The 26,987-nt window shown below is 72.6% G+C and carries 19 protein-coding genes and 1 riboswitch; of the genes, 17 read left to right on the forward strand and 2 right to left on the reverse strand.

Annotated features, from left to right (window positions below; translation table 11 throughout):
• The first annotated feature begins 65 nt into the window (after window positions 1-65).
• The 6 genes from pgeF to ISP_RS15565 all read left to right on the forward strand — a co-directional run bounded on the left by pgeF (window position 66) and on the right by ISP_RS15565 (window position 4,188).
• The gene (gene pgeF / locus ISP_RS15540; protein WP_013224821.1) at window positions 66-770 is read left to right on the forward strand and encodes a peptidoglycan editing factor PgeF; all 705 of its coding nucleotides are present in this window, start codon (window positions 66-68) and stop codon (window positions 768-770) included.
• Window positions 767-1,480 (forward strand): YggS family pyridoxal phosphate-dependent enzyme, encoded by a 714-nt coding sequence (locus ISP_RS15545; protein WP_013224822.1) that lies wholly within the window; start codon window positions 767-769, stop codon window positions 1,478-1,480. Before pgeF ends, ISP_RS15545 begins: the two co-directional genes overlap by 4 nt.
• A gap of 98 nt (window positions 1,481-1,578) precedes the next feature.
• The gene (locus ISP_RS15550; protein WP_013224823.1) at window positions 1,579-2,181 is read left to right on the forward strand and encodes a cell division protein SepF; all 603 of its coding nucleotides are present in this window, start codon (window positions 1,579-1,581) and stop codon (window positions 2,179-2,181) included.
• Window positions 2,182-2,296: 115 nt separating this feature from the next.
• Window positions 2,297-2,572, forward strand: coding sequence for a YggT family protein (locus ISP_RS15555; RefSeq protein WP_013224824.1), 276 nt, complete (start codon window positions 2,297-2,299; stop codon window positions 2,570-2,572).
• A 52-nt stretch (window positions 2,573-2,624) separates the two neighbouring features.
• Complete coding sequence (wag31, locus tag ISP_RS15560; RefSeq protein ID WP_013224825.1) at window positions 2,625-3,479, forward strand: DivIVA-like cell division protein Wag31; 855 nt, start codon at window positions 2,625-2,627, stop codon at window positions 3,477-3,479.
• 124 nt (window positions 3,480-3,603) lie between these two features.
• The gene (locus tag ISP_RS15565) at window positions 3,604-4,188 is read left to right on the forward strand and encodes a hypothetical protein (RefSeq protein WP_013224826.1); all 585 of its coding nucleotides are present in this window, start codon (window positions 3,604-3,606) and stop codon (window positions 4,186-4,188) included.
• A gap of 180 nt (window positions 4,189-4,368) precedes the next feature.
• Here the strand turns inward: ISP_RS15565 and ISP_RS15570 are convergent, their stop codons facing one another.
• On the reverse strand, window positions 4,369-5,115 hold the full coding sequence (locus ISP_RS15570) for an ArsR/SmtB family transcription factor (RefSeq protein WP_013224827.1): 747 nt from the start codon (window positions 5,113-5,115) through the stop codon (window positions 4,369-4,371).
• A 64-nt stretch (window positions 5,116-5,179) separates the two neighbouring features.
• Between ISP_RS15570 and ISP_RS15575 the strand changes: the two genes are divergently transcribed.
• The 9 genes from ISP_RS15575 to ISP_RS15615 all read left to right on the forward strand — a co-directional run bounded on the left by ISP_RS15575 (window position 5,180) and on the right by ISP_RS15615 (window position 18,012).
• Window positions 5,180-6,502, forward strand: coding sequence for an MFS transporter (locus ISP_RS15575; RefSeq protein ID WP_013224828.1), 1,323 nt, complete (start codon window positions 5,180-5,182; stop codon window positions 6,500-6,502).
• Between the two features lie 234 nt (window positions 6,503-6,736).
• The gene (gene ileS / locus ISP_RS15580; RefSeq protein WP_013224829.1) at window positions 6,737-9,895 is read left to right on the forward strand and encodes an isoleucine--tRNA ligase; all 3,159 of its coding nucleotides are present in this window, start codon (window positions 6,737-6,739) and stop codon (window positions 9,893-9,895) included.
• 83 nt (window positions 9,896-9,978) lie between these two features.
• The gene (locus tag ISP_RS15585; RefSeq protein ID WP_013224830.1) at window positions 9,979-11,604 is read left to right on the forward strand and encodes a penicillin-binding transpeptidase domain-containing protein; all 1,626 of its coding nucleotides are present in this window, start codon (window positions 9,979-9,981) and stop codon (window positions 11,602-11,604) included.
• Window positions 11,605-11,818: 214 nt separating this feature from the next.
• Window positions 11,819-12,511 (forward strand): ArsR/SmtB family transcription factor, encoded by a 693-nt coding sequence (locus tag ISP_RS15590; RefSeq protein WP_013224831.1) that lies wholly within the window; start codon window positions 11,819-11,821, stop codon window positions 12,509-12,511.
• Window positions 12,512-12,608: 97 nt separating this feature from the next.
• Window positions 12,609-14,087, forward strand: coding sequence for a potassium/proton antiporter (locus ISP_RS15595; RefSeq protein WP_013224832.1), 1,479 nt, complete (start codon window positions 12,609-12,611; stop codon window positions 14,085-14,087).
• A 78-nt stretch (window positions 14,088-14,165) separates the two neighbouring features.
• Window positions 14,166-14,280, forward strand: a riboswitch (SAM riboswitch).
• Window positions 14,281-14,319: 39 nt separating this feature from the next.
• Window positions 14,320-15,663, forward strand: coding sequence for an aminotransferase class V-fold PLP-dependent enzyme (locus ISP_RS15600; protein WP_013224833.1), 1,344 nt, complete (start codon window positions 14,320-14,322; stop codon window positions 15,661-15,663).
• A 263-nt stretch (window positions 15,664-15,926) separates the two neighbouring features.
• Window positions 15,927-16,277: a hypothetical protein gene (locus ISP_RS15605; protein ID WP_013224834.1), complete on the forward strand. Its 351-nt coding sequence runs from the start codon at window positions 15,927-15,929 to the stop codon at window positions 16,275-16,277.
• Window positions 16,278-16,303: 26 nt separating this feature from the next.
• Entirely contained in the window at window positions 16,304-17,086 is a 783-nt protein-coding gene (gene lspA, locus ISP_RS15610; RefSeq protein WP_013224835.1) for a signal peptidase II, read from the forward strand.
• Window positions 17,083-18,012 (forward strand): RluA family pseudouridine synthase, encoded by a 930-nt coding sequence (locus tag ISP_RS15615; RefSeq protein WP_013224836.1) that lies wholly within the window; start codon window positions 17,083-17,085, stop codon window positions 18,010-18,012. The genes lspA and ISP_RS15615 overlap by 4 nt, the downstream gene beginning before the upstream one ends.
• Here the strand turns inward: ISP_RS15615 and ISP_RS15620 are convergent.
• Window positions 18,009-19,010 carry an AsnC family protein gene (locus tag ISP_RS15620; RefSeq protein ID WP_013224837.1) on the reverse strand — a complete coding sequence of 334 codons (1,002 nt, stop codon included), beginning with the start codon at window positions 19,008-19,010 and terminating at the stop codon, window positions 18,009-18,011. The genes ISP_RS15615 and ISP_RS15620 overlap by 4 nt on opposite strands.
• Window positions 19,011-19,144: 134 nt before the next feature.
• Between ISP_RS15620 and ISP_RS15625 the strand changes: the two genes are divergently transcribed.
• Entirely contained in the window at window positions 19,145-25,774 is a 6,630-nt protein-coding gene (locus ISP_RS15625; protein ID WP_013224838.1) for a DUF885 domain-containing protein, read from the forward strand.
• Window positions 25,738-26,982, forward strand: coding sequence for a fumarylacetoacetase (gene fahA, locus ISP_RS15630; RefSeq protein WP_013224839.1), 1,245 nt, complete (start codon window positions 25,738-25,740; stop codon window positions 26,980-26,982). Before ISP_RS15625 ends, fahA begins: the two co-directional genes overlap by 37 nt.
• Window positions 26,983-26,987 lie beyond the last annotated feature (5 nt).

The raw sequence follows: 26,987 nt of genomic DNA on the forward strand, positions 1-26,987 counted from the left end.
TGAAGGCCATCGCCCGCGAACTAGAGTCGTGGGTGGTGGCCTTCAGTGATGTTCAGGAGGATTTCGTGCGGGTGCGGCGAGTGGTCACGACCAGGGCGGGCGGCGCGTCACGGCCCCCCTACGACACCTTCAACCTGGGCGACCACGTCGGCGACGACGAGGGCAACGTCTTCGCCAACCGCAAGCGCCTGGCCGCCGAGCTGGGCCTGGCCGAGGACGAGCTGGCCTGGATGGAGCAGGTCCACGGCCGCACGGCGACGATCGTGGACGGCTCGGAAACCACCGCGGCGGAGGCGACCGACGCCCTGGTGACCGCGACCCCGGGCGTCGCGCTCGTGGTGCTGGTCGCCGACTGCGTCCCGATCCTGCTGGCCGACGCCGAGGCCGGGGTGGTCTCGGCGGTGCACGCGGGCCGGGTGGGCACGCGGGTCGGCGTCGTCGCGGCCGCGGTCGAGGCCATGCGGAAGCTGGGCGCCGAGCCGCACCGGATCGAGGCCCTGCTCGGCCCGGCGATCTGCGGCGACTGCTACGAGGTCCCCGCCGCCATGGCCGCCGACGTCGAGAAACACGTCCCCGGCAGCGCGTGCAAGACCCGCACGGGCACCCCCGGCCTCGACCTGCGCGCCGGGCTCTGGCGGCAGCTGGCCGACCTCGGCGTCGGCAAGATCGGCGTCGACCCGCGCTGCACGAACGAGGACAAGACACTGTTCAGCTACCGGCGCGACGGGACCACCGGGCGGATCGCGGGCATCACCTGGATCGAGGCGTGACCTCCCGGAAGGCCGAGCTGGCCGAGAACCTGGCCGAGGTCGAGGAGCGGATCGCCGCCGCCTGCCGCGCCGCCGGGCGCGCGCGGGACGAGGTCAAGCTGATCGCGATCACGAAGACCTTCCCCGCGTCCGACGTCGCGCTGCTGGCCGAGCTCGGCGTCACCGACGTCGGCGAGAACCGCGACCAGGAGGCCGGGCCGAAGGCCGCCGAGGTCGCCGCCCGGCTGCGGTGGCACATGGTGGGCCGGCTGCAGCGGAACAAGGCGCGTTCCGTGGTCGGCTGGGCACACGAAGTGCAGTCCGTCGACTCCGCCCGGCTCGCCGACGCGCTCGCCAAGGCGGTGCACACCGAGCGTTACAGCGGTAAACGTGAGGAACCCCTCGACGTGCTGATCCAGGCCAGCCTCGACGACGACCCCGGACGCGGCGGCTGCCCGCTCGCCGAGCTCCCCGCGCTCGCTGACCACATCGCGCAGTCCGGAGAGCTGCGGCTTCGCGGCCTGATGGCCGTCGCGCCGCTGGGTGCGGACCCGGCCGCGGCCTTCGAACGGCTCGCTCGCGCGGGGGAGAGCCTCCGAAAAGATCACCCGAATGCCGCAGACGTCTCCGCCGGGATGAGCCATGATCTCGAGCAGGCGATCACGCACGGCTCGACCTCTGTGCGTGTCGGAACCGCGTTGCTCGGTGGACGCGGTTTAGCCTCGCCGTAGGGAGCTCGCGCGGTCGTCACGTTTCGTGGCCGCCCGCGCGGGGCACTGACGGCGTGGAGATTGAGTCAGTGCGGGAGCGGCTAGGGCTAGGGAGAGGCATGAGCGCGCTGCAGAAGCTGAAGGCCTACTTCGGGATGGTGCCCGCTGACGATGACGGCTACGACGTCGAAGACGATTACCGGCGCGGTTACGCGGACGACGACTACGACTCCTACGAGGAGCCGGCGCCGCGGCCGTCCCGCTCACGGTACCGCGACGTCGATGACACGTACGACGAGCCTGTCAGCCGCAGCCGGTCACGCTCCGTGCCCAGCTCCGAGCCCGCTGTCCACGGCGCGCTCGCCATGGACCGGCAGCCGGAACCCGTCGCCCGGCTGCGACCGGTCACCGAGCCGGTCGTGCGCCAGCCGGTGCGTGACCCGTTGAGCCGCATCACCACGCTGCACCCGACCAGCTACGCGGAGGCGCGGGCGATCGGGGAGCACTACCGCGAGGGCATCCCGGTGATCATGAACCTCACCGAGATGGAGAACGCGGACGCGAAGCGGCTCGTCGACTTCGCGGCCGGGCTGGCGTTCGCGCTCAGGGGGTCGATGGACAAGGTCACCAACAAGGTGTTCCTTCTCTCACCGCCCGATGTGGACGTCACCGCGGAAGACCGTCGGCGGATTGCCGAGGGCGGATTGTTTTTGCGGGGCTGAAGTCGCCGGGACCGCTGAGCGCATGCAGACGTGACTTTGCCGACCCGAGGCGAGGTCGGCCCCCTCAACTGCGTCTTCGGAGAGGACGCCCGGTTAGAGTAGGTACGTGGAAGCTGTGTGGCTGGTCGTCTGGTACGTGCTGTTCGCCTTCTGGCTGCTGCTGACGGCGCGGATCGTGGTCGAACTCGTCCGGACCTTCGCGCGTGAGTGGCATCCGGCCGGAGGGGTTGCGGTCACGCTCGAGACCATCTACACAGTGACGGACCCGCCGGTTCGTCTGTTCAGGCGAATCATTCCGATGGTTCGAATCGGCGGCGTCGGACTGGACTTGTCGATTATGGTGCTGCTGTTGGTTGTGTTCTTCGCGATGCAACTGGCGACTCCAAGTTGATCGGGGAAACTTGGGTGGACCCTGCAGGCCATGGAGTGCGTGAGGTGATCTGATGTCGTTGACCCCCGCTGACGTGCATAACGTTGCGTTCAGCAAGCCGCCCATCGGCAAGAGGGGCTACAACGAGGACGAGGTGGACGCGTTCCTCGACCTGGTGGAGACCGAGCTGGCCCGCTTGATCGAAGACAACAACGAGCTGCGCCAGCAGATGGAGCAGCTCGACGCCGAACTCGAGTCGACTCGGAGCGAGCTCGACAACGCCAAGGCGAACGTCGGCGCGCCCCCGATGCGTGAAGAGCCGTCGCGCCGGCTTGCCCCGGTGCCGCCGCCGCAGTCCGCCATGGAGCAGACCCAGGCGCACTCGATGGTGAGCGACAGCACGGAGCCGAACGTGCAGGCCGCCAAGGTCCTGGGCCTGGCCCAGGAGATGGCCGACCGGCTGACCGCCGAGGCGAAGACCGAGTCCGACGGGATGCTGGCCGAGGCCCGCACCAAGTCCGAGCAGCTGCTTTCGGATGCCCGGGCGAAGTCCGACTCGATGGTCAACGAGGCCCGCACCCGCGTCGACACGATGCTGAACGATGCGCGGACCCGTGCCGAAACCCTGGAGCGCCAGGCGCGCGACAAGGCGACCACGCTGGAGCGCGAGTCCCAGCGGAAGTACACCGAGACGATGAACAGCCTGAACTCCGAGAAGAGCGGGCTGGGCAAGAAGATCGAAGAGCTGCGCACGATCGAGCGGGAGTACCGCACGAGGCTGCGCGGGTTCCTCGAGTCCCAGCTGCGCGAACTCGACGACCGCGGTTCCGCGGCCCCCGCGTCGGCGTCGTCGAACTCCGGGCAGTCGTCCGGTTCGACGAGCGGCGGCCAGGGCTACTCCTTCGGCCCGCGCGCCGAAGCCGGCTGAGTTCCCGTTCCGCGTCCACCCCGCCGGCCGCCGCCGGTGGGGTGGACCACGGTTCGGAGTCGATCCGGTACCACACGTGGGCGGGTCGTGGTTCGCTCCAGGGCGGTTCGTGCTGTAATTCAGCGTGCTTTACATCGTGCTGGTCCTGGTACTGGCGGCTCTGGGGTTGCTCGTCACCGCGCTGATCACGGCCTCTTCGCTGTGGGCGTGGGTTTCCATCGGCCTGTCCGTACTGGCCGGGCTGCTCCTGGTCGCCGACTGGCTGCGCCGCCGTCGCCGCTCTGCCGCACCTTCGGCTCTGGTCGTTTCCGCGCCGGAGCCCGAGCCGGCTGAGGCGTCTGAGTCACCTGAGTCGCCTGCCGAAGAAGAACAAACCACCCTGATCCCGGCCGCCGGCGACCTGGGTGACCCGGCCGACACGCCTGACCCCGAGCCGGCCCCGGAGCCCGACGCTTCAGCCGAGGCCGAAACGAAGCCCGATTCCGACCCGGGCGTGGAAGAGACCTCCGAAGCCGACATCGCGGTCCTGGCCGACCTCGAGGACGAGGTCGTGGTGGTCGACGAGCACCCCCGCTACCACCTCAGGACGTGCCCCTGGCTCGGCACCCGCGACACGATCCCGATCGGCGTGGGCGAGGCCCGCCAGCTCGGCTTCACCCCTTGCGACCGCTGCCGCCCCGACGCCACCCTGGTCGCCGCCCACCACTGACCGTGTCGACCCCCCAATCACGCATGATGCCCTTCCCATCACGCATGATGCCTCTCCAATCACCGCGAGGTGCCCGCCGGATCTCGCGTAATGCCCGCTGGAGCGGACGACGCGCGTGCCTGAGGGGACGACACGCGTGTCTGGAGGGACGACACGCGTGATTGAAGGGACGACACGGCGTCAGGCGGCGAGGTCTGCCAAGCCGAGGTGAGTGGCGAGGGCTTGGGAGCCTTCCGGGGTCAGGCGCAGCGCGCGGTGGGCCCGGGCTCGCCGCCGGACCCAGCCCGCGTCGAGGAACCGGGTCGCCACCGCCGCGCCCAGCGCGCCCGCCAGGTGGTGCCGCTGCTCGCTCCAGTCGACGCAGAACTTCAGCAGCGGACGTCGTCCGGCCGCGACCGCGTCGACGTCCACGCCCAGCGAGCCGAACACCGCGGAAGCCGCCGGACCCAGCGTGTACGGGTGTTCGCGCAGCGGAGCCGAAATCCGGTCACCCGGCCGCCGTCGCGTATCACCGGGACCGGCCAGAGCACCGTGGGCCAGCAACGCCGACGTCACCGCCACCCCGAGCCGGCCCGCGAGGTGGTCGTAGCACGTCCGGGCCGTCCGCAGCGCCTCCGCCCGCGTCCCTTCGCGCAACGACGTCACCGGCTGGGACGGCGAACGCCGGGCCAGCGTCTCCAGCAGCTCTGCGGTGTCCGGGCCGGCCAGCCGGTAGAACCGGTGGCGCCCCGACTTCTCGGCGACGACCAGGCCCGCCGCCCGCAGCTTCGCCAGGTGCGCGCTGACGCCCGGCGCGGACAGCCGCGCTTCGGCGGCCAGCACGGACGCCGCCAGCGCCCGGCCGTCGGCGAGCGCGAGCAGCACGCGGACCCGGGCCGGGTCCGCGAACAGCGCGGCCGTGCGCGCGATGTCGGCGTCACCTTCCACGCTCCCAGGGTGCCCCCGCGACGCTTCCACCCAAACCGAAGTGTCCCCGCGGTCCACTGGGGACATGCTCCTGTTCACCATGTGCGCCGGGATGTTCCTCGTCCAGCTGGACGTCACGGTCGTCAACGTCGCCCTGCCCGCCATCGGCACCGGCCTGCACGCCGGCCTCGCGACGCAGCAGTGGGTGGTGGACGGCTACGCCGTCACCCTGGCCGCCTTCCTGCTCACCGGCGGCGCCCTCGGCGACGTCTTCGGCCACCGCCGGGTGGTCCTCGCGGGCTTCGCGCTGTTCGGCACGGCGTCGGCCGCGTGCGGGCTCGCCGGCTCGGCGCCGTGGCTCGTCGCCGCCCGCGCCGGCCAGGGCCTTGGCGCGGCGTTGCTGCTGCCCGGGACGCTCGCCGTGATCACGACGGCCTACCCGGGACGCGCCGAGCGCGCGCGGGCCCTCGGCCTCTGGACCGGCGTGTCGGCGCTGGCCCTGGCGGCGGGCCCGGTGCTGGGCGGCGCGGTCGTGACGGCGGCGGGCTGGCGGCCGGTGTTCTGGCTCAACGTCCCCGTCGTGCTGGCGGCCGTCTTCGCGACGCGGCGGCTCGTCCCGCGCGGCGAGCGCCGGAGCGGACGGCGGATCGACGTCGCCGGCGTCGCCACCGCGGTGCCCGCCCTCGGCGCCGGGGTGTACGCGGTCATCGACCGGAACATCGTGGCCGGGATCGTGGCGGCCGGGGCCCTCGCGGCGTTCGCGGTCGTGGAATGCCGGGGCGCGGATCCCATGCTGCCCCCGGACGTCGTCCGCCGGACGTCGAGCCCGAACTTCGTCGCGGCGGCGATGAACTTCACCGGCATCGGCGCGATCCTCGTCCTGACGCTGTACCTGCAGGGGGTCCGGCACGCGGGACCGCTCGAAGCCGGGCTCGAGGTGCTGCCGCTGTTCGGCCCGCTCTCGCTGCTGGCCCCGGTCGCGGGCCGGCTGACCGGCCGCTTCGGGCCGCGGCCGCTCATGGTCGCCGGCCTCGCGCTCGGCGCGCTCGGCATGCTGAACCTGCTGCTGCTGAACGAAAACAGCGGGTACCCGGCCCTCCTGCCGACGCTGCTCGGCCTCGGGATCGGGATGAGCCTGCTGACGACGGCGGTGGTGACGGCCGCGGTCGGTGGCATCCCGCCGGAGCGCGCGGGCGTGGCCGGCGGGGTCAACAACACCGCCCGCCAGGCCGGCGGCGCGCTCGGGGTGGCGGTGCTCGGCGCGGTCGCGGGCGAGCCGGGCGGGCAGTTCCTCGCCGGGCTCCACGCGGCCGGCCTGATCGCCGGGGTGTTGTGGCTGGTCGCGATCGGCGTCACGCTCGCCGGGGTACGTGCCCCTCGTGACAACCCGGTTGCGCGGGCCGGTTAACCTGGTAGGCAACAGGCGCCGATCCGGCCATCACCGGGGAGCCTCCGGAAGAACCGAGCGCGAGCTCTCAGTAGAACCGGACGGGTGCGGCCCGTGACAGCCGTCGAACGAAGTGGCCTGCGCGAGCAGGCAAGCGGGGTGGTACCGCGGAACGCCGAGGCGTCTCGTCCCCGTGTGGGTGACCGGTGCGAAGCCGGTCGTCCGTACGCGAGCGACGAACCGAGGAGCACCCGGATGTACCCCCAGGCCCAGCTTGGCGACGGCGCAGGAGTCCCGTCGCAGCCGTCGTTCCCCGCACTGGAGAAGCAGGTCCTCGCCTATTGGGAGAGCGACCGGACCTTCCAGGCGACGATCGACGCGCGCCCGGCCGGCGAAAAGGGCGAAAACGAGTACGTCTTCTACGACGGCCCGCCCTTCGCCAACGGCCTGCCGCACTACGGCCACCTGCTCACCGGGTACGTCAAGGACCTGGTGCCGCGCTACCAGACGATGAAGGGCCACAAGGTCGAGCGCCGCTTCGGCTGGGACACCCACGGCCTGCCCGCCGAGCTCGAAGCGATGCGGCAGCTCGGCATCACCGAGACGTCCGAGATCGAAGAGATGGGCATCGCGAAGTTCAACGCGGCTTCGCAGGAGTCCGTTCTCCGCTACACCGACGAGTGGCGCGAGTACGTCACCCGCCAGGCCCGCTGGGTCGACTTCGACAACGACTACAAGACCCTCGACGTCACCTACATGGAGTCGGTGCTCTGGGCCTTCAAACGCCTGTGGGACAAGGGACTCGTCTACGAGGGCTACCGCGTCCTCCCGTACTGCTGGCGTGACGCGACGCCGCTGTCCAACCACGAGCTCGGCATGGATTCCGACGTCTACCGCAACCGCCAGGACCCGGCCGTCACGGTCGGTTTCCGCCTGGAGGGCAACGGGACCGAGCTCGACGGCACCTATCTGCTGATCTGGACGACGACGCCGTGGACGCTGCCGTCGAACCTCGCCACGGCCGTGCACCCGGAGGTGCAGTACGTCGTCGTGGAGAGCGAGGGCAAGCGGTTCCTGCTCGCCGAAGCGCGGGTTGCCGCGTACGCGCGTGAGCTCGGCGAAGAGCCGACGGTGGTCGCGCACTACACCGGCACGCAGCTGCTCGGAACCCGTTACGCCCCACCGTTCCCGTACTTCCTCGGCACCGAGAACGCCCACCAGGTGCTGGCCGCCGACTACGTCACCACCGACGACGGCACCGGGATCGTCCACATCGCCCCGGCCTACGGCGCCGACGACAAGGTCGTCACCGACGCCGCGGGCATCCCGCCGGTCACGCCGGTCGACGCGCACGGCAAGTTCGACGCGACCGTGCCGGACTACGAGGGCCAGCAGGTCTTCGACGCCAACCCGAACATCGTGCGGGACCTCAAGAACGGCACCGGATCCGCGGCGCGGCAGGGCGCGGTCCTGTTGCGGCACGAGACCTACGACCACAGCTACCCGCACTGCTGGCGCTGCCGGAACCCGCTGATCTACCGCGCGGTCTCGTCGTGGTTCGTCGCGGTGACGCAGTTCAAGGACCGGATGGTCGAGCTCAACCAGCAGATCACCTGGTACCCGGAGAACGTCAAGGACGGCCAGTTCGGGAAGTGGCTGGAGAACGCCATCGACTGGTCGATCTCCCGCAACCGGTACTTCGGCACGCCGATCCCGGTGTGGCAGTCCGACGACCCGGCGTACCCGCGCACCGACGTCTACGGCTCGCTCGACGAGCTCGAGGCCGACTTCGGCGTGCGGCTGGACAACCTGCACCGGCCCTACATCGACGACCTGACCCGGCCGAACCCGGACGACCCGACCGGCCAGTCGACGATGCGCCGCGTCCCGGACGTCCTCGACGTCTGGTTCGACTCGGGCTCGATGCCGTACGCCCAGGTGCACTACCCCTTCGAGAACGCCGAGTGGTTCGAACACCACTACCCGAGCGACTTCATCGTCGAGTACATCGGGCAGACCCGCGGCTGGTTCTACCTGCTGCACGTGCTGGCGACGGCGCTGTTCGACCGGCCGGCGTTCCGCACCTGCGTCTCGCACGGCATCGTGCTGGGCTCGGACGGCGCGAAGATGTCCAAGTCGCTGCGCAACTACCCGGACGTCAACGACGTCTTCGAGCGCGACGGCTCCGACGCCATGCGCTGGTACCTGATGGCGAGCCCGATCCTGCGCGGCGGCAACCTCGTCGTCACCGACAAGGGCATCCGCGACGCCGTCCGCCAGGCCGTGCTGCCGCTGTGGAACTCGTACTACTTCCTCGCGCTGTACGCGAACGCCGAAGGCGTGGAAGGCAAGTGGCGCACGGATTCGCCGAACGTGCTCGACCGGTACGTCCTGGCGAAGACGCACGAGCTGGTCACCGACGTCGAATACGCGATGGACCACTACGACGTCGCGGGCGCGTGCCAGACCGTCCGGGACTTCCTCGAGGTCCTGACGAACTGGTACGTCCGCCGCTCGCGTGATCGCTTCTGGGCGGGCGACCAGGACGCGATCGACACGCTGCACACCGTGCTGGAGGTGACTTCGCGGGTGGCGGCACCGCTGCTGCCGCTGACCACCGAGGTCGTCTGGCGCGGGCTCACCGGCGGCCGTTCGGTGCACCTGACCGACTGGCCGAACGCCAACGACCTGCCCGCGGACGCGGCGCTGGTGACGGCGATGGACCGGGTGCGGCAGGTGGCGTCGTCGGCGCTGTCGCTGCGGAAGGCGAACAAGCTGCGCGTGCGGCTGCCGCTGTCGTCACTGGTCGTGGCGGCTTCGGACGCCGAAACGATGGGCGCCTTCGCCGACATCCTGCGGGACGAGGTGAACGTCAAGGCGGTCGAGCTGACCACCGACGTCGCCGCGCACGGCGGGTTCGAGGTCGCGGTGAACGCCCGCGCCGCCGGCCCGCGCCTGGGCAAGGACGTCCAGACGGTGATCAAGGCCGTCAAGGCGGGGGACTGGTCGTTCCAGGGCGGCGCCGTGGTCGCGGCCGGGATCGCCTTGCAGGAAGGCGAGTTCGAACGCCGGCTGGTCGCCAAGGGCGGCGGCGCGGCGGCGGAGCTGCCCGGCGGGTCCGGGCTGGTCCTGATCGACACCGAGGTGACGCCGGAACTGGCGGCCGAGGGCCTGGTCCGCGACCTGGTCCGGGTCGTGCAGCAGGCCCGCCGGGACGCCGGGCTCGACGTCGCCGACCGGATCGCGCTCACCATCGACGCGCCCGCCGACGTCGTCGAAGCGGCTCGGACGCACGAGGAGTTCCTGGCGTCGGAGACGCTGGCGACGTCGGTGACCTACGGCCCGGTCGGCGAGGGCTTCGCCGGCACGGTCGGCGACGGCACGAAGGTCACCGTGGCGGTGGCGAAAGCATGATTGCCGCGGGTGGCCGGTAGGGTGCAGACTCGACCGGCCACCCCGGATCCGGGGCGGCACCTTGGGGGAGGGGTACGTCGAAGGTGAATCCCGCTAAGAGACGCGGCATCCTGATCGGTGGCGCGTTGCTGGTCGTCGTGGTCCTGGTGGCCGCGTTCTTCGTGCTGAACAGCGGCGGATCGACGCCGGAGGCCGCCACCGGCGCGACCGCGGTGGAGAGCCCGGGCGCGCACGACCCGAACTCCGCGATCACCGAGTACCTGCAGGACTTTTCCGAGAACAACCCCGACGCGGCGGGCCGGCTGACCGACGACAACGCGGCCGCCGCGGTGGCCTTGCGGGCCACGCGGAACGCGCTGACCCCGTCGTCGGTCACCGCCAAGCTGACCGCCCTGCAGCCGGCCGCGGCCGGCGCGAAGCAGACGGACGGCACGTTCAGCGTGTCGTGGACGCTGAAGCCGGGCAAGACGTGGACCTACGACGTGCCGTTCCAGCTCGCGCAGAACGGGGGGAAGTGGCTGGTCCACTGGGCGCCGTCGCTGCTGCACCCGAAGCTGGAGGCGGGCCAGCGGCTGGTGATCAGCACCGCCGCGCAGGACACCACCGCGGTCGCCGACCGCGACGGCAAGCCGCTGGTCGTCAGCGGGCCCGGCGGCGTGCGGCCGGTGGACGGCAACCCGGCCCCGCTGCTGCGCTCGGCGCTCACCGGGCAGGTCACCGCCGCGGCCGGCGGGGGATTCGCCGTCGAACGCGTCGATGCCGGTGGCAAGAGCCTCGAGACGCTGTTCGGGAAGGCGTCGGCCGAGGGGGCGAAGCCGCTCGTGGCGAGCCTGAGCCTGGATGCGCAGAACGCCGCCCAGGCCGCGGTGGACGGCTACCAGGGATCGGCGATGCTCGTCGCCCTCGACACGGGTTCCGGCGACATCCTCGCCGTCGCGCAGAACACCGCGGCCGGAAACTCGCCGAAGGCGCTCAACGGCCTGTACGAGCCGGGGTCGTCGTTCAAGATCGCGACCTCGGTGGCGGCGGTCCAGCAGAGCGGGCTCGACGCGGCTTCGCCGGTCGACTGCCCGGGCGTCGCGACGATCGGCACCCGGACGGTCAAGAACGAGGGCTTCGAGCTGGGCGCGACCAACCTGCAGACGGCGTTCGCGCGCTCCTGCAACACGACGTTCGGGCAGCTGGCGCTCGGCCTGCCCGCGGACGGGCTGAAGAAGGCGGCCGACGAGCTGGGCCTCAACGCCGACTACGAGATCCCCGGGCTCAAGACGGAGCTGGGGAAGGTCGAGCCCGCGGCGAGCAAGGACGAGCAGGTCGAGGACGGGTTCGGCCAGGGCCGCATCCAGGCCAGCGCCCTCGGCGGCACGCTGATGGCCGCCACGGTCGCCTCCGGCAAGGCGATCACGCCGCGGCTGTGGCACGACGTCGAGACCAAGGTGGTCAAGGGCTACTCCCCGCCGCCGGCGTCGGTGCTCGGCGAGGTGCGGAAGATGATGCGCGCGGTGGTGACCAGCGGCACCGGCCGCGCGGCCGCGGCGTCGGGCACCGTCTTCGGCAAGACGGGCACCGCCCAGTTCGGCGACGGCAAGCAGGCCACGGGCTGGTTCGTGGGCTACCGCGGCACCATCGCCTTCGCGGTGGTCCTGGAGAACTCGAACGACTCGGGCCCGGCCGTCCAGGTCGCCGCCAAGTTCCTCAAACCCCTCTGACCCCGGACCCAGCCGGACGACACGCGTACCCACGCGGACGACACGCGTACCTGGATGGACGACACGCGGAGGCAGGCGGCCGGCGCCGTGTCGTCCGGCTGAGTACGCGTGTCGTCCGGCTGAGTACGCGTGTCGTCCACCGGGGTACGCGTGTCGTCCGGCTGGGTACGACGGTTCGGCCGTGGCCGAACCGTCGGGGCCGTAGCGTGGGGGTATGGAGACGATCGCGCTGGCCGAGGTGGCCGCGGTGCTCGCCGACCCGAGCCGGGCCACCATGTGCCTCGTGCTGCTGGACGGCCGGGCCTGGACCGTCGGCGAGCTCGCGAAGGCGGCCGGGATCGCCCTCTCGACGGCCAGCGAGCACGTCAGCCGGCTGGCCGGGGCCGGTTTCGTCGTCCGGGTCAAGCAGGGGCGGGCCAGCTACGTCCGGATCGCCGATCCGCGCGTCGCCGAGCTGATCGAGCACCTGGCCCAGCACGCCGAGCACCGCCCGGTGACCGGTCTCAAGTCGTCGCTGCGGGCGCGGCGGCTCGGGTTCGCGCGGACCTGCTACGACCACCTCGCCGGCGAGCTCGGCGTGGCGCTGCGCGAAGGCATGCTCGCCACCGGCCTGCTCGGCACCGCCGACGGCCTGGCCCTCACCCCGCGCGGGCGATCGGTGCTGGCCGACCTCGGCGTGCCGGTCGCCGCCGGGCGGCGGCCGCTGCTGCGTGACTGTCTGGATTGGACGGAGCGCCGCGACCACCTCGCCGGCGCCCTGCCCGCGGCGCTGCTCGACCGCGCGGTCGACGCCGGCTGGGTGGCCAGGGACGGCCACCGCGCCGTCAAGGTGCTGCCCGCGGCGGGGGAGCCGTTCGCCGCTCTCGGTGTCGATCTCGACGCGCTCGGTGGGGTCGCGGCGCCTTAACACACCGGGTGTCCGGCGACGGGCAGCGGTACACGAACGAGTTAACCCGCGCGCCTCACTATTCTGAGGGCCCCACGGCACTCGGGAGGAGGCGGGCATGGACCAGCTTCCCGTGCTGCTCGGCGTCGGCGGTGTCGTGCTCCTCGCCTCCGTGCTGGCCGTGCGCGTGTCGATCCGGCTCGGCCTGCCCTCGCTGCTGCTGTACCTGGCCATCGGCGTCCTGCTGGGCGAAGCCGGCTTCGGCATCCGGTTCGACAACCCCGGGCTGACCCAGTCGCTCGGGCTCGCCGCGCTCGTCATGATCCTCGCCGAAGGCGGGCTGACCACCCGGTGGTCGGCGGTGAAACCCGCGCTGGGCCGCGGAATCGCACTGTCCACAGTGGCCGTCGTGGCGAGCGTCGCGGTGACCGGCGCGGCGCTGCACTGGCTGCTGGGCCTGGACTGGCGGCTGGCGCTGCTGTGGGGCGCGGTGCTCGCCTCGACCGACGCGGCCGCGGTGTTTTCGGTGCTGCGTACCGCGGGCATCGGCCACCGGCTCACCGGCGCGCTCGAACTCGAGTCGGGCATCAACGACGCGCCGGCCTACATCGCCGTCGTGGTGCTGGCCGAAGGCACCACTGTGGACTGGACGCTGCCGCTGCTGGTGGTCTACGAGCTGACGGCGGGCCTGGTCATCGGGCTCGCCTTCGGCTGGCTCGGCGGGTTCGCGCTGCGCCGGGCCGCGCTGCCGGCGACCGGCCTCTACCCGCTCGCCACGGTCGCGGTGTGCGTCGTCGCGTACTCGTCCGGGCAGCTGCTGCACGCGTCCGGGCTGCTCGCCACCTACGTCGCCGCGCTGGTGCTCGGCAATTCGCGGCTGCCGCACCGGTCGGACACGCTGTCGTTCGCCGAGGGCCTGGGCTGGCTGGCGCAGATCGGGCTGTTCGTGCTGCTCGGGCTGTTCGCGTCGCCGGGCCGGCTGCTCGACGCGATCGTGCCGGGCCTGGTCGCGGGCGGGGTCGTGCTGCTGCTGGCGCGGCCGGTCTCGGTCGTCCTGGCGATGCTGCCGTTCCGGCTGCCGTGGCGGGAACAGGCCTTCCTGTCGTGGGCCGGGCTGCGCGGCGCCGTGCCGATCGTGCTCGCCATGATCCCGCTGTCGCAGGGCCTGCCGGGCGCGCAGCGGCTGGTCGACGCGGTGTTCGTGCTGGTCATCGTGCTGACGCTGGTGCAGGGGGCGACGCTCGGCCCGCTCGCGCGCCGGCTCGGGCTGGCCAAGAAGTCCGAGCCGCACGAGGTCGAGGTCGACTCCGCGCCGCTGGACGAGCTGGGTGCCGAACTGCTGCAGGTCCGCATCCAGCCGGGCTCGAAGCTGCACGGCGTGTACCTGTCCGAGCTGCGGCTGCCCATCGGGGCGACGATCAGCCTGGTCGTGCGCGGCGGCGCGGGCTTCACCCCGCAGAAGACCAGCCGGCTGCAGGAGCACGACCAGCTGCTGGTCGTCACGACGAGCGCCGTCCGCGACGCCGCCGAGCGACGGCTGCGCGCCGTCGACCGGGCCGGGCGCCTGGCCCGCTGGAAGGGCGAATCCGGCCGCTGAGCACGCTCTGTGACCGGCGTCTCAGAATGTGAGGCGGGGGTTGGCCACCGGCGGCGTTCTCGGTTACCTTCTGGCTCAGGTCATGAGTGCCAGCGCGAAGCCCCGGCTTGCTGGCCGGCAACCCTCCTACCGCGGTGGGGTGCCCCGGGTGAAGACCGGGCCGGTCGCGCCGTGCGACGGGCAAGCGCGGGCCCCTCGCCGGGGTCCCCCGGATCGCCGAGGAGGCACCCCGATGACTCTCGCCATCGACCGCACCCAGCTCGAAAGCCCCGCAAGCCCCGAAACCCGCGCCGTCCCCGCCGTGGCGGGCGCGTCGCTGCGGGTTCCGCTGGTGACCGGCGGGGACATCGGCTACGCCAACCTCGACCACGCCGCGAGCGCCCCGTGCCTCGAGGCCGTCCGCGGCGCCGTCGACGAGTTCCTGCCCTGGTACGCCAGCGTCCACCGCGGGGCCGGCTTCGCGTCGCAGGTCTCCACCAGGCTCTACGAGCGCACCCGTGACACCCTGCGCCGCTTCGTCGGCGCCCGGCGGACCGACACCGTCGTCTTCACCCGCAACACCACCGACTCCTTCAACCTCCTCGCCCGCAGCCTGCCGCGGCACACCACGGTGATCGTGTTCGACACCGAGCACCACGCCGCGCTGCTGCCGTGGCAGGGGCCGCACGTCCGGCGGATCCCGACCCCGCGCACCCGCCTCGCCGCGGTGTCCGCTGTGGACGAAGCACTCGCGGACGCCCCGCAGGGACCGCGGCTGGTCGTCGTCACCGGAGCGTCCAATGTGACCGGTGAGCTGCTCCCGGTGGCGGAAATCGCCGCGGTGGCCCGGAAACACGGCGCCCGTATCGCGCTGGACGCCGCCCAGCTCGCCCCGCACCGCCGGATCTCGCTCAAGGAACTGGACGTCGATTACGTGGCCCTGTCCGGCCACAAGCTGTACGCGCCCTTCGGCGCGGGTGCGCTGATCGGGCGCGCCGACTGGCTGCGCGCGGCCCGGCCGTACCTCGCCGGCGGTGGCGCGACCAAGCTCGTCACCGAAGACGCCGTCGTCTGGAACACCGGCCCGGAGCGCCACGAAGCCGGTTCGCCCAACACGGTCGGCGTATACGCGCTCGGCGTCGCGTGCGAGACCCTGAGCCGGAACTGGGACGTCGTCGAGGCGCACGAACAGGCTCTGCTCACCCGGCTGCGCAAGGGCCTCGAGAGCATCCCCGGCTGCGCCGAGCTGCGGTTGTTCGACGCGCCGGTCGACCGGGTCGGCACGGTCAGCTTCGTCGTCGACGGCTTCGACCCGGGCTGGCTCGCCGCGGTGCTGTCCGCCGAGTACGGCATCGGCGTCCGCGACGGCGCCTTCTGCGCCCACATCGCGGCCAAGCGGCTGATCGGCGTCACCGGCGGCGACGGGCAGCAGGCGGTTCGCGTCAGCCTCGGCCTCGGCAGCACGGAAGAACACGTCGACCGCGTGCTCCTGGCGCTGCGGCAGATCGTCGCCCGCGGAGCGCGTTGGGAATACGCGAAGGTGGACGGCCGCTGGGCGCCGGTGGGCGACCCGCGGGAGCTGCCGCCCTTCTGCTGAGCGCTAGCCTGCAGCGATGGGGAGAGGGCCGCGTTTCTGGTTTCCGCTGGCACTGCTGGGATTCACCGAGATCGGCCTGGTCGCGGTGCAGCTGCCGGCCCGCCGCAGCCCGGCCGAGGACGAAGCCGCGAATCTCCTGCTCGAGCCGACGGTCCCGCACGGGACGACCGAGTACAGCCAAGCGCTGAGGTTTCCCCTGGAGGATTTCCACACGGGGGGGCACCGGCCCGCCGATCGGGCCCGGCTGGCTGGTCGGGCTCGGCGTGGTCCTCGCCGGCACGGCCGTCTGGTACGCGCGGGCCCGGCGGCCCGTCCGCACCGGGTGGTTCGTCCTCGGCACGATCGGGGCGCTGCTCGCCGTTCCGCTGCTCGACCTGGTCGGGTCCTGGCAGTTCCGGCTCGGCGACGGGCTGCGCGGCCCGCTGCTGGCGACGCTCGGCCTGCTCGTCCTCGCCGCGTACGAGCGCAGCCGGTTCGTCCTGCTGACGACGGTCGCGTTCGCGCTGGTCGCCGTGGTGCTTTCGGCGGACCTGGTGGGCATGCTGGTCTCGGCGCTGATCCTGCTGGCCGCCGCCTTCACCGCGTTGCTGCGGCAGCACCCCCGGACACCCTGACCGCCGGATTCGCGCAGGTCGCGCCGGTGTTCCTGACGCCGGTGGCGGCCTCGCCCGCCGCGGCGGGCGAGCCGTTCGCGCCCGCCGCCGGACGGGCCCGACACGGCCTGGCCGCCGCCGTGGACAATGGACCGGTGAGCACCGAGCCCAGCCACTCCGAACCCGACACCGCCGCGCCCGCCGATGCGGTGCCCGATCCCGCCGCGGACGCGCCCGAGAACCCGGAGATCCCGGCGAAGCCGCTGCTGCCCAAGCGGCGGGTCGGCTGGGTCTTCGCGGTCGCCGTCGTGTTCTGGGCGATCGACCTGGTGACGAAGAACCTGGTCGTCGCCAACCTGGAGGGCAAGGAGCCGGTCAAGGTTCTCGGCGGCCTCATCTACCTGCAGGTGATCCGCAACCCCGGCGCCGCGTTCTCGATGGCCACCGGCATGACGTGGGTGCTCGCCCTGGTCGCACTCGCCGTGGTCATCGCGATCATCTGGCTGTCGCGGCGGCTGCGGTCGATCGGCTGGGCGATCGGCCTCGGCCTCGTGCTCGCCGGCGCCACCGGCAACCTGACCGACCGCATCTTCCGCGCGCCCGGCGGGCTGCAGGGTCACGTCGTCGACTTCATCTCGGCGTTCGCCCCGAACGGCAAGGGTTTCGCGATCTTCAACATCGCCGACTCCGCGATCTGCGTCGGCGGCGCCCTGATCGTGCTGCTGTCGCTGCTGGGCAAGGACTACGACGGCACGTCGACCAAGGACAAGAAGCTCGAGAAGACGATCGAGAAGGCACAGATCGAGAAGGCACCGGAGGAGCAGGCGTGAGCTCGCGGATGCTCCCGGTGCCCGACGGGCTCGACGGGATGCGCGTCGACGCCGGCCTCGCCAAGCTGCTCGGGCTGTCCCGCACGGTCGTCGCCGAGCTCGCCGAATCCGGGGACGTGCTGCTCGACGGCCGTCCCGCGGGCAAGTCCGACCGCCTCTCCGGCGGCGGCCTGCTGGAGATCACCCTGCCGGAGCCGGCGAACCCGGTCGAGGTCGTCGCCCAGCCGGTCGACGGCATGCAGATCCTGCACGACGACGACGACATCGTGGTGATCTCGAAGCCGGTCGGCGTCGCGGTGCACCCGAGCCCGGGCTGGACCGGCCCGACCGTCGTCGGCGGCCTCGCCGCGGCCGGCCTGCGCATCGCGACCTCGGGTGCGGCCGAGCGCCAGGGCGTGGTCCACCGGCTCGACGCGGGCACCACCGGCGTGATGGTGGTGGCCAAGAGCGAGCACGCGTACACCGTGCTGAAGCGCGCGTTCAAGGAGCGCACGGTCGACAAGGGCTACCACGCGATCGTCCAGGGCCACCCGGACCCGATGCGCGGCACGATCGACGCCCCCATCGACCGCCACCCGCGCCACGACTACAAGTTCGCGGTGGTCCAGGGCGGCCGCCCGAGCGTGACGCACTACGAAGTCGTCGAGGCGTTCCGGGCGGCGTCGCTCACGCACATCAAGCTCGAAACCGGGCGGACGCACCAGATCCGCGTCCACTTCTCGGCGCTGCGGCACCCCTGCGTCGGCGACCTGACCTACGGCGCCGACCCGGTGCTGGCCCGCCACCTCGGGCTCAGCCGGCAGTGGCTGCACGCGAAGACCCTGGCGTTCGCGCACCCGGCGGACGGCCGCTGGGTCGAGTTCGAGTCGGAGTACCCGGACGACCTGGCGAAGGCCCTGGAGATCCTGCGCGACGAAAGCTACTAGTCCTCGATCGACCAGGTGATCGTGCGCTCGTCCGGCTCCGGCCGCGGGCTCCAGCGGACCGAGACCACGCGGGTGGCGTCCGGGAGGACGTAGACCGTGTGGCCGCCCAGCGTTTCGCCCGGGTTGACGCCGATCTTGTGCGGGGGCCGGGACGTCAGCGACACCGGGGCCTTGCCGATCGCCTGGCCGTCGGCGGCGAGCAGCTCGAGGTAGTTGTCCGGCAGCGACGCGAACGGGATCGAGCCGCGGTTGGTGATCTCGGTGTGCACCACCACCGCGCGTTCACCGGCTTCCAGGCGGTACCCGGCCGCGCTGAACAGGTAGTCGGCCGGGTCCTGGACTTCCAGCAGCTGCACCGACAGCTGCTCGCCCTCCAGGCCCTGCGTCTCCCTGACCTCGCCGAGCCTGGCCCGCTTGCCGGCGGCGGGGCCGCTCGGCCGGGCGGGTTCGTCGCCGCGGGCCCACGACGCCGTCTGCGGCACGCCCCACGTGCTCACGGCCGGGTCGAGCGGCACCGGAGGCGGCGTGAACGGCCGGGGCGGGTGCGGCGGCTGCTGCGGTGGCGGGCCGGGGTAGCGCCCGGACGGCGTCCCCTGGACGTGGTGCGGCCCGGACGGCGTGCCGTGGACGTTGTAGGGCCCCGAGGGCGCGCCTTGCACGGTGTACGGCCCGGAGGGGGCGCCCTGGACGGTGTACGGCCCCGAAGGCGTCCCCTGGACCGGCGGGGCGGGCTGCTGCGGCACGGGTTGTGAAGGCGGCGGGAACTGAGGCCGGTTCGCCCACGACGGCGGGGCGCCGGCGATGGCCGCGCGCAGGCCGTTCGGGTCGCTTTCGACGCCGACGAGCAGGGGGAGCCCGCTGCCGGAGAGGGCGACCAGCCGGTAGGCGACCTCGCGGGGATCCATGCCGACCTTGGCCGCCAGCTCGTGCACCGCCGCCTTGCCGAGGTCGGCGAGCGCGGCGAGCAGGCGGGTATCCACGGGATCGGTCACGGCCACACCGGAAACGCTACCGCCTGGCCGCTCCGCGCTGCCCGAGGCGGTCCGCCCCCGGCGAACGGCTCGGGCGTTTCTGTCGGTGATCTCCGTTAGGGTCGGCCGTGAGCACATCAGCCGAAGCTGGGGGTCCTGCCATGACCGCGGTCACCGAACTCGCCGACGAGTTCGTCGAAGCGCTGTTCGCCGCCGATCCGCTGACGCCGGCGCTGCTGGGCCTGCGGCCGGCGGAGCCCGGCCTGGCGGATCTGTCCGCCGAGGCCGAGCGGGCGTTCCGGGCCCGGCTCACGCAGTTCCTCGGCCGGGCCCGCGCGCTGGAGACCGAGGGCCTCCCGGCCGAGGACCGCGTCACGCGCGAAGTGCTGATCACCACGGCCGAAAACCGCATCGCGGCGATCGACAGCCGGATGACCGAGTTCACCGTCACCGACCTCTCCGTCGGGATCGCGGCCGGCCTGCTCATGGCGTTGCCGATGACGACGGTGACGGCGGGCGAAGCCGCGGAGGCCCAGCTCGGCCGGCTGGCCGCCATCCCGGAGTACCTGCGCCAGGCCGCGCGGCGGCATGCCGACGGCATCGCCGGCGGCCTGCTCCCGGTGGCCCACCTGGTCGACGCCGCGATCGCCCACCTCGACCGCTACCTCGCCGACTCCGACGCCGACCCGCTGCGCCGCCAGCCCGCGCCGGACGAGGAGTTCGAGCGGCGCCGGGAGGAGCTGCTCGCCGACGTCGTCCGGCCGGCCTTCGCCGAGTACCGCGAGTTCCTGAGCACCGAGGTCAAGCCGCACGGGCGGCCCGCGGACCGGACCGGCCTGTCGTGGCTGCCGGGCGGCGACGAGACCTACACCCGCTTGGCCCGGATGCACACGACCACCGAGCTCACCCCGGACGAGCTGCACCGGATCGGCCTCGACACCATCGAGGCGCTCGCCGTCGAGTACCGCGAGCTGGGGCTGAAGGTCTACGGCACCGACGACCTCGCCGAGATCTTCACGCGCCTGCGCACCGACCCGGCGCTGCGCTGGCGCAGTGCGGACGAGCTGCTGGAGACCGCCCGCACGGCCGTCGCCCGCGCGGCCGCGGAAGCCCCGAAGTGGTTCGGCCGGATCCCGGAGCAGCAGTGCACGGTCGAAGCCGTGCCGTCGGAGGTCGCGCCCGGCGCGCCCGCGGCGTACTACCTGCGCCCGGCCGCCGACGGCTCGCGGCCGGGGATCTACTTCGCGAACACCCACGACGCCACCGAGCGGTTCCGGCACATGGCCGAAACGACCGCGTTCCACGAAGCCGTGCCGGGCCACCACTTCCAGATCAGCATCGCGCAGGGGCTCAGCGAGCTGCCGCTGCTGCGCCGCATCGGCATGTTCAACGCCTACATCGAAGGCTGGGGCCTCTACAGCGAGCGCCTCGCCGACGAAATGGGCCTCTACTCCGACGACATCGCCCGCCTCGGCATGCTGGCCGGCGACTCGCTGCGGGCGGGCCGGCTGGTCGTCGACACCGGGCTGCACGCGCTGGGGTGGAGCCGGCAGCAGGCGATCGACTACCTGCTGGAGCACACCCCGGAGTCGCGCCCCGAGGTCGAGTCCGAGGTCGACCGCTACATCGCCTGGCCGGGCCAGGCGCTCGGGTACCTGGTGGGGCGGCGGGAGATCCAGCGCGCCCGGACCCACGCCGCGCAGCGGCTCGGCTCGCGGTTCGACGTCCGCGCGTTCCACGACCTCGTGCTGGCCGGCGGCCCGCTGCCGCTCTCGGTGCTCGCCACCGTCGTCGACGAGTGGGTGGCCGGGCACGGCGACACCGTCGACGGCCTGGCGAGCGAGCTCGTCGAGCTGTCGTTCGAGCAGGAGCCGTTGCACCCGTCGGTCCTCGGCCTGCCCGGCGACCACGACCGGCTCGCCGACCAGACCAGGCAGGCGCAGGAGCGCTTCCGGGCCGCGTACACGGCCATCGCCGCCCGGGCGCGGGCGCTGGCGACCGACGGCCTGACGCCGGAAGAAGCCGTCACGCGCGAGGTCGTGATCGCCGCCGCCGAGGTCGAGGCCGACCGGCTCGGCGCGCGGACCGCCGACCTCGCGGTCAGCGACGGACTCACCTCGCCCGCCCTCGCGCTGCTGATGTACCTGCCGTTCTACCGGCTGGACGACGAAAAGAAGGCGCGCGGCTACCTGGCCCGGCTCGCCGCGATCGAGCCGTTCCTCGCCGACCTGGCCGAGCGGCAGCGCGCGAGCCTGGCCGAAGGGCTGGTGCCGCCGGCGTACCTGGCCCGCGTGGGCATCGAGTACCTCGACCGCTACCTCGGCGCGCCGGAGGGCGACCCGCTGAAGGTCGACACGACGGCGGCCGTCCAAGGCTTCGACGCCGAGCGGGACCGGCTGCTCGCCGAGGTGGTCCACCCGGCGTACGCGCGGTACCGGGACTTCCTGCGCACGGAGGTCGAGCCTGCGGGGCGGCCCGACACCGCGCCGGGCATCTCCCACGTGCCGGGCGGGGCCGAGCGCTACGCCGCGCTGATCCGCGCGGAGACGACCACCGAGCGCACGGCGCAGGACCTGCACGAAACCGGGCTGGCGCTGATCGAGAAGCTCGCGGAGGAGTACCGCGAGCTGGGCGCGAAGGTCTTCGGCACCACCGAGCTCGCCGAAATCTTCGAGCGCCTGCGCACCGAGCCGGCGTTGCGCTGGCGAGACGGCGAAGAGCTGCTGTCCGCGGCCCGCGACGCCATCGCCCGCGCCGAAGCCGTGGCGCCGCAGTGGTTTTCGCGCATCCCGGCGGAGAAGTGCGAGGTCGCGCCGGTGCCCGAGGCCGACGCCGCGAGCGGCACGATCGCGTACTACCTCCAGCCGTCGCTCGACGGTTCGCGGCCGGGCACGTACTACGCGAACACCCACGAAGCGGAGAAGCGGCCGCGGTTCACCAGCGAGGCGATCGCGTTCCACGAAGCCGTGCCGGGCCACCACTTCCAGCTCAGCCTGGCCCAGGAGCTGCGGGACCTGCCGCTGCTGCGGCGGATCGGCATGTTCAACGCCTACGCCGAGGGCTGGGGCCTCTACGCCGAGCGGCTCGCCGACGAAATGGGCCTGTACTCCGACGACGTCTCGCGGCTCGGCATGCTCACGCAGGACTCGATGCGGGCGGGCCGGCTGGTCGTCGACACCGGGCTGCACGCGCTGGGCTGGAGCCGGCAGCAGGCGATCGACTTCCTGATCGACCACACGCCGATGGCGCCGCTGGAGATCGAAGCGGAGATCGACCGCTACATCGCCTGGCCCGCGCAGGCGCTCGGCTACATGGTGGGGCGGCTGGAGATCCAGCGGCTGCGCGCCGAAGCCGAGCGGGCGCTGGGCGAGCGCTTCGACATCCGCGGGTTCCACGAAGTCGTGCTCGGCCACGGCATGCTGCCGCTGTCGGCGCTGGCCAAGGTGGTCGCGGACTGGGTGGCCGGCCGGCTCGACACCCCCGGCCTGCTCGCCGACGAGCTGGTCGCGCTGGACTTTGAACGGCAGCCGCTGTACCCGTCGGTGTTCGGCCTGCCCGGCGACCACGGCAAGCTGCCCGATCCGGGTGCCGAAGCCCAGGCCCGGCTCCGAGCGGGGTACGCGGCGATCGCCGCGCGCGCCGAAGCCCTCGACACAACCAACTTACCCGCCGACGAGCGCGTCACCTGGGAAGTCGTGCTCTCCCAGGCGAAAGCGGCCATCGACGAGCTGGATTCCGGCCGTGCCGACATCTCGGTCAGCGACGGGCTCGGCGCGCCCGCGCTGCAGCTGCTGCTCTACCTGCCGCAGACGGTCCTGGACGACGAGCCGAAGGTCCGCGGCTACCTGAGCCGGCTCGCGGGCCTGGGCGGCTACCTCGACGCGCTGATCGACCGGCAGCGCGCGGCGGTGGGCGAAGGGCTGGTGCCGCCGGGCTTCCTGGTGCGCATCGGCATCGAGTACGTCGACCGCTACCTCGCCGCGCCGGAGAGCGACCCGCTGCGGGTGACGCCGCCGTATGCCCTCGACGGCTTCGAGGCCGAACGCGATCGCCTGCTCGCCGAGGTGGTCCGGCCCGCGTACGCGCGTTACCGCGCGTTTTTGGCCGACGAAGTCGCGCCGGTGGCCCGGCCCGAGACATCACCCGGCATCGGTGCCCTGCCCGGCGGGCCGGAGCGGTACGCCGCGCTGATCCGCGTCGAAACGACCACCGAGCGCACGGCGCAGGACCTGCACGAAACCGGGCTGGCATTGATCGAGAAGCTCGGCGAGGAGTACCGCGAGCTGGGCGGGAAGCTGTTCGGCACCACCGACCTCGGCGAGATCTTCGACCGGATCCGGACCGACCCGGCGTTGCGCTGGCGGGACGGCGAGGAGCTGCTGGCCGGGGCCCGGGCCGCCATCACCCGCGCGGAAGCCGTGGCCGCGCAGTGGTTCTCCCGGGTGCCGGAGCAGAAGTGCCGGGTCAAGCCGGTTCCGGCGGCCGACGCGGCGAGCGGCACGATCGCGTACTACCTGCGGCCGTCGCTCGACGGTTCCCGCCCGGGCACCTACTACGCGAACACGCACGAAGCGGAGAAGCGCCCGCGGTTCACCAGCGAGGCGATCGCGTTCCACGAAGCCGTGCCGGGCCACCACTTCCAGCAGTGCCTCGCCCAGGGCCTCACCGGCCTGCCGCTGCTGCGGCGGATCGTGCACGTCAACGCCTACGGCGAGGGCTGGGGGCTCTACGCCGAGCGGCTGGCGGACGAGATGGGCCTGTATTCCGACGACGTGTCGCGGCTGGGCATGCTGACCCAGGACTCGATGCGGGCGGGCCGGCTGGTCGTCGACACGGGCCTGCACGCGCTCGGGTGGAGCCGGCAGCAGGCCGTCGGCTACCTCGCCGAGCACACGCCGATGGCGCGGCTGGAGATCGAGGCGGAGATCGACCGGTACGCCGCCGATCCCGGCCAGGCACTGGGCTACATGGTGGGGCGGTTGGAGATCCAGCGGCTGCGCGCCGAAGCCGAGCAGGCGCTGGGCGAGGCGTTCGACATCCGGGAGTTCCACGACGTCGTGCTGGGCAGCGGAACCCTGCCGCTGCCGGTGCTGGCCGGCGTGGTCGCCGAGTGGGTGGCGCAGCGCCGCGACACGCCGGACAAGCTCGCCGACGAGTGCCTGGCGCTGATGTTCGAGGCGCAGCCGCTGTTCCCGTCGCTGTACGGCCTGCCGGGCACCCACGACAAGCTCGCCGACCAGACGGCCGGAGCCGCCGCCCGGTTCCGCGCCGGGCTCACCGGCGTCATCGCGCGGGCCGAGGCGCTCGACCCGGCCGGGCTGACCTCGGCCGAACGCGTCACCCGGGACGTCGTGATCTGGCAGGCCCGCACCTATGTCGACCTGCTCGACTCCGGCCGGGCCGACATCGCGGTGAGCGACGGGCTGGACGCACCGGCCCTCAGACTGCTCATGGAGCTGCCGCAGACGATCCTCGACGACGACGTCAAGGCGCGCGGCTACCTGAGCCGGCTCGCCGCCGTGGGCACCTACCTGGACCAGGTGATCGAGCGGCAACGGGCGGCGCTCGCCGAGGGCCTGACACCGCCGGGGTTCCTGGCGCGCAACGGCGTCGGCTACGTCGAGCGGTACCTCGCCGCCCCGGAGAACGACCCGCTGAAGGTGCCGGTCCACGGCCTGGAAGCCGAGCGCGACCGGTTGCTGGCCGAAGTCGTGTGGCCGGCCTACCGGCGGTACCGGGACTTCCTGGCCGACGAGGTCGTCCCGGTGGCCCGGCCCGAGACGTCGCCGGGGATCGGCGACCTGCCGGGCGGGCCGGAGCGCTACGCGGCGCTGATCCGGGCCGAGACGACGACCGAGCGCACGCCGCAGGAGCTGCACGACACCGGCCGGGCGATCATCGAGCGGCTGGCGGGGGAGTACCGCGAGCTGGGCGCCGAGCTGTTCGGCACGACCGAGCTCGCGGAAATCTTCGAGCGGATCCGCACGGACCCGGCGCTGCGCTGGCGCGACGGCGACGAACTGCTGGAGTCGGCCCGCGCGACGATCAGGCGGGCCGAAGCCGCGGCGCCCCAGTGGTTCTCGCGGCTGCCGGAGCAGCGGTGCCAGGTCGCGCCGGTGCCCGACGCGGAGGCCGAGGGCGGCTCGATCGCCTACTACATCGAGCCGTCGCTCGACGGTTCGCGGCCGGGCACGTACTACGCCAACACCCGCGATGCGGAGCAGCGGCAGCGGACGCTGAGCGAGTCGGTCGCCTTCCACGAAGCCGTGCCGGGCCACCACTTCCAGCTGACGCTCGCCCAGCAGCTCACCGGCGTGCCGGTGCTGCGCCGCATCTGCCTGTTCAACGCGTACGCGGAGGGCTGGGGGCTGTACGCCGAGCGGCTCGCGGACGAGATGGGGCTGTACTCGGACAACACGGCGCGGCTCGGCCTGCTGACGCAGGATTCGATGCGCGCGGCGCGGCTGGTGGTGGACACGGGCCTGCACGCACTGGGCTGGAGCCGGCAGCAGGCGGTCGACTACCTGGTCGGCAACACGCCGATGGCCCGGATCGAGATCGAGGCGGAGATCGACCGGTACGCGGGCCTGCCCGGGCAGGCGCTCAGCTACATGGTGGGCCGCCTGGAGATCGAGCGGCTGCGCGCCGAGGCCGAGCAGGCGCTGGGCGAGGCGTTCGACATCCGCGAATTCCACGACACGGTGCTGGGCAGCGGAACCCTGCCGCTGCCGGTGCTGGCGGACGTGGTGGCCGAATGGGTGGCGGCGCGGGCCGCCGGGGACGAGGAGTGACCGTGACCTGGCTCGAACTTGCCGACGACACGCCGTTCGGCCTGGACAACCTGCCCTACGGTGTCTTCTCCGTCGGCGGGGCGCCCGAGCGCCGGATCGGCGTGCCGGTCGGCGATCAGGTGCTCGACCTGACCGCCGCGGCCGCCGGGACCGCCGCCGCGTTCGCCCCGCTGCTCACCTCCGGGGTGCTCAACCCGCTGCTCGCCGCCGGGGCCGCCACCTGGCGCGAAGTCCGCGAGAGCGTCACCGAGTGGCTGACCGAACCCCGCTACGCCGATCAGCTCCGGCCGCACCTCGTACCCCTGAGCGAGGTGACCACGCACCTGGCGTTCGAAGTCGCCGACTACGTCGACTTCTACTCCAGCGAGCACCACGCCCTCAACGCCGGCAAGATCTTCCGCCCGGACGCGACCGAGCTCCCGCCCAACTGGAAGCACCTGCCGATCGGCTACCACGGCCGGGCCGGCACCGTCGTGGCGTCCGGCACGCCGGTCGTCCGGCCGCACGGGCAGCGCAAGCCCCGCAACGCAGACGCTCCGTCGTTCGGCCCCTCGCAGCGGCTGGACATCGAGGCGGAGGTCGGGTTCGTCGTCGGCACTCCGTCCACTGTGGGCACAACTGTGTCCACAGCGGACTTCGCGGATCACGTGTTCGGCGTTTGCCTCGTCAACGACTGGTCGGCGCGCGACATCCAAGCCTGGGAGTACCAGCCGCTGGGCCCGTTCCTCGGCAAGTCGTTCGCCACGTCGGTGTCGCCGTGGATCGTCCCGCTGGCCGCGCTGGAGCATGCGCGCGTCGCCGGCCCGCCGCAGGATCCCGAGCCGTTCGAGTACCTCCGGACCGGCGAAAAGTGGGGACTGGACCTGGCGCTGGAGATCCGGCTCAACGGCCACCTGGTGTCGAGCCCGCCGTTCGCGACGCAGTACTGGACGGCTCCGCAGCAGCTGGCGCACATGACGGTCAACGGCGCGAGCCTGCGCACGGGCGACCTCTTCGCCTCGGGCACGGTGACCGGCCCGGAGCGTGACCAGCGGGGCTCGTTCCTGGAGCTGTCCTGGGGCGGGCAAGAGCCGCTGGAGCTGCCCGGCGGCGTCACGCGGACGTTCCTCGAGGACGGCGACGAAGTGGTGATCAGCGCGACGGCGCCCGGCCCGCGCGGCACGCGCATCGGCTTCGGCGACGTGCGGGGTACGGTGGTTCCCGGCTAGCCTAA

This window comes from Amycolatopsis mediterranei (genome assembly GCF_026017845.1).
Taxonomy (GTDB): domain Bacteria; phylum Actinomycetota; class Actinomycetes; order Mycobacteriales; family Pseudonocardiaceae; genus Amycolatopsis; species Amycolatopsis mediterranei.

What these genes read in the sequence shown, in the direction of transcription:
- ISP_RS15550 (WP_013224823.1), top strand. Translation starts at nt 1,579, where the DNA reads ATGAGCGCGCTGCAGAAGCTGAAGGCCTACTTCGGGATGGTGCCCGCT.
- wag31 (WP_013224825.1), top strand. Translation starts at nt 2,625, where the DNA reads ATGTCGTTGACCCCCGCTGACGTGCATAACGTTGCGTTCAGCAAGCCG.
- ISP_RS15575 (WP_013224828.1), top strand. Translation starts at nt 5,180, where the DNA reads ATGCTCCTGTTCACCATGTGCGCCGGGATGTTCCTCGTCCAGCTGGAC.
- ileS (WP_013224829.1), top strand. Translation starts at nt 6,737, where the DNA reads ATGTACCCCCAGGCCCAGCTTGGCGACGGCGCAGGAGTCCCGTCGCAG.
- ISP_RS15590 (WP_013224831.1), top strand. Translation starts at nt 11,819, where the DNA reads ATGGAGACGATCGCGCTGGCCGAGGTGGCCGCGGTGCTCGCCGACCCG.
- ISP_RS15595 (WP_013224832.1), top strand. Translation starts at nt 12,609, where the DNA reads ATGGACCAGCTTCCCGTGCTGCTCGGCGTCGGCGGTGTCGTGCTCCTC.
- ISP_RS15600 (WP_013224833.1), top strand. Translation starts at nt 14,320, where the DNA reads ATGACTCTCGCCATCGACCGCACCCAGCTCGAAAGCCCCGCAAGCCCC.
- ISP_RS15625 (WP_013224838.1), top strand. Translation starts at nt 19,145, where the DNA reads ATGACCGCGGTCACCGAACTCGCCGACGAGTTCGTCGAAGCGCTGTTC.
- fahA (WP_013224839.1), top strand. Translation starts at nt 25,738, where the DNA reads ATGGGTGGCGGCGCGGGCCGCCGGGGACGAGGAGTGACCGTGACCTGG.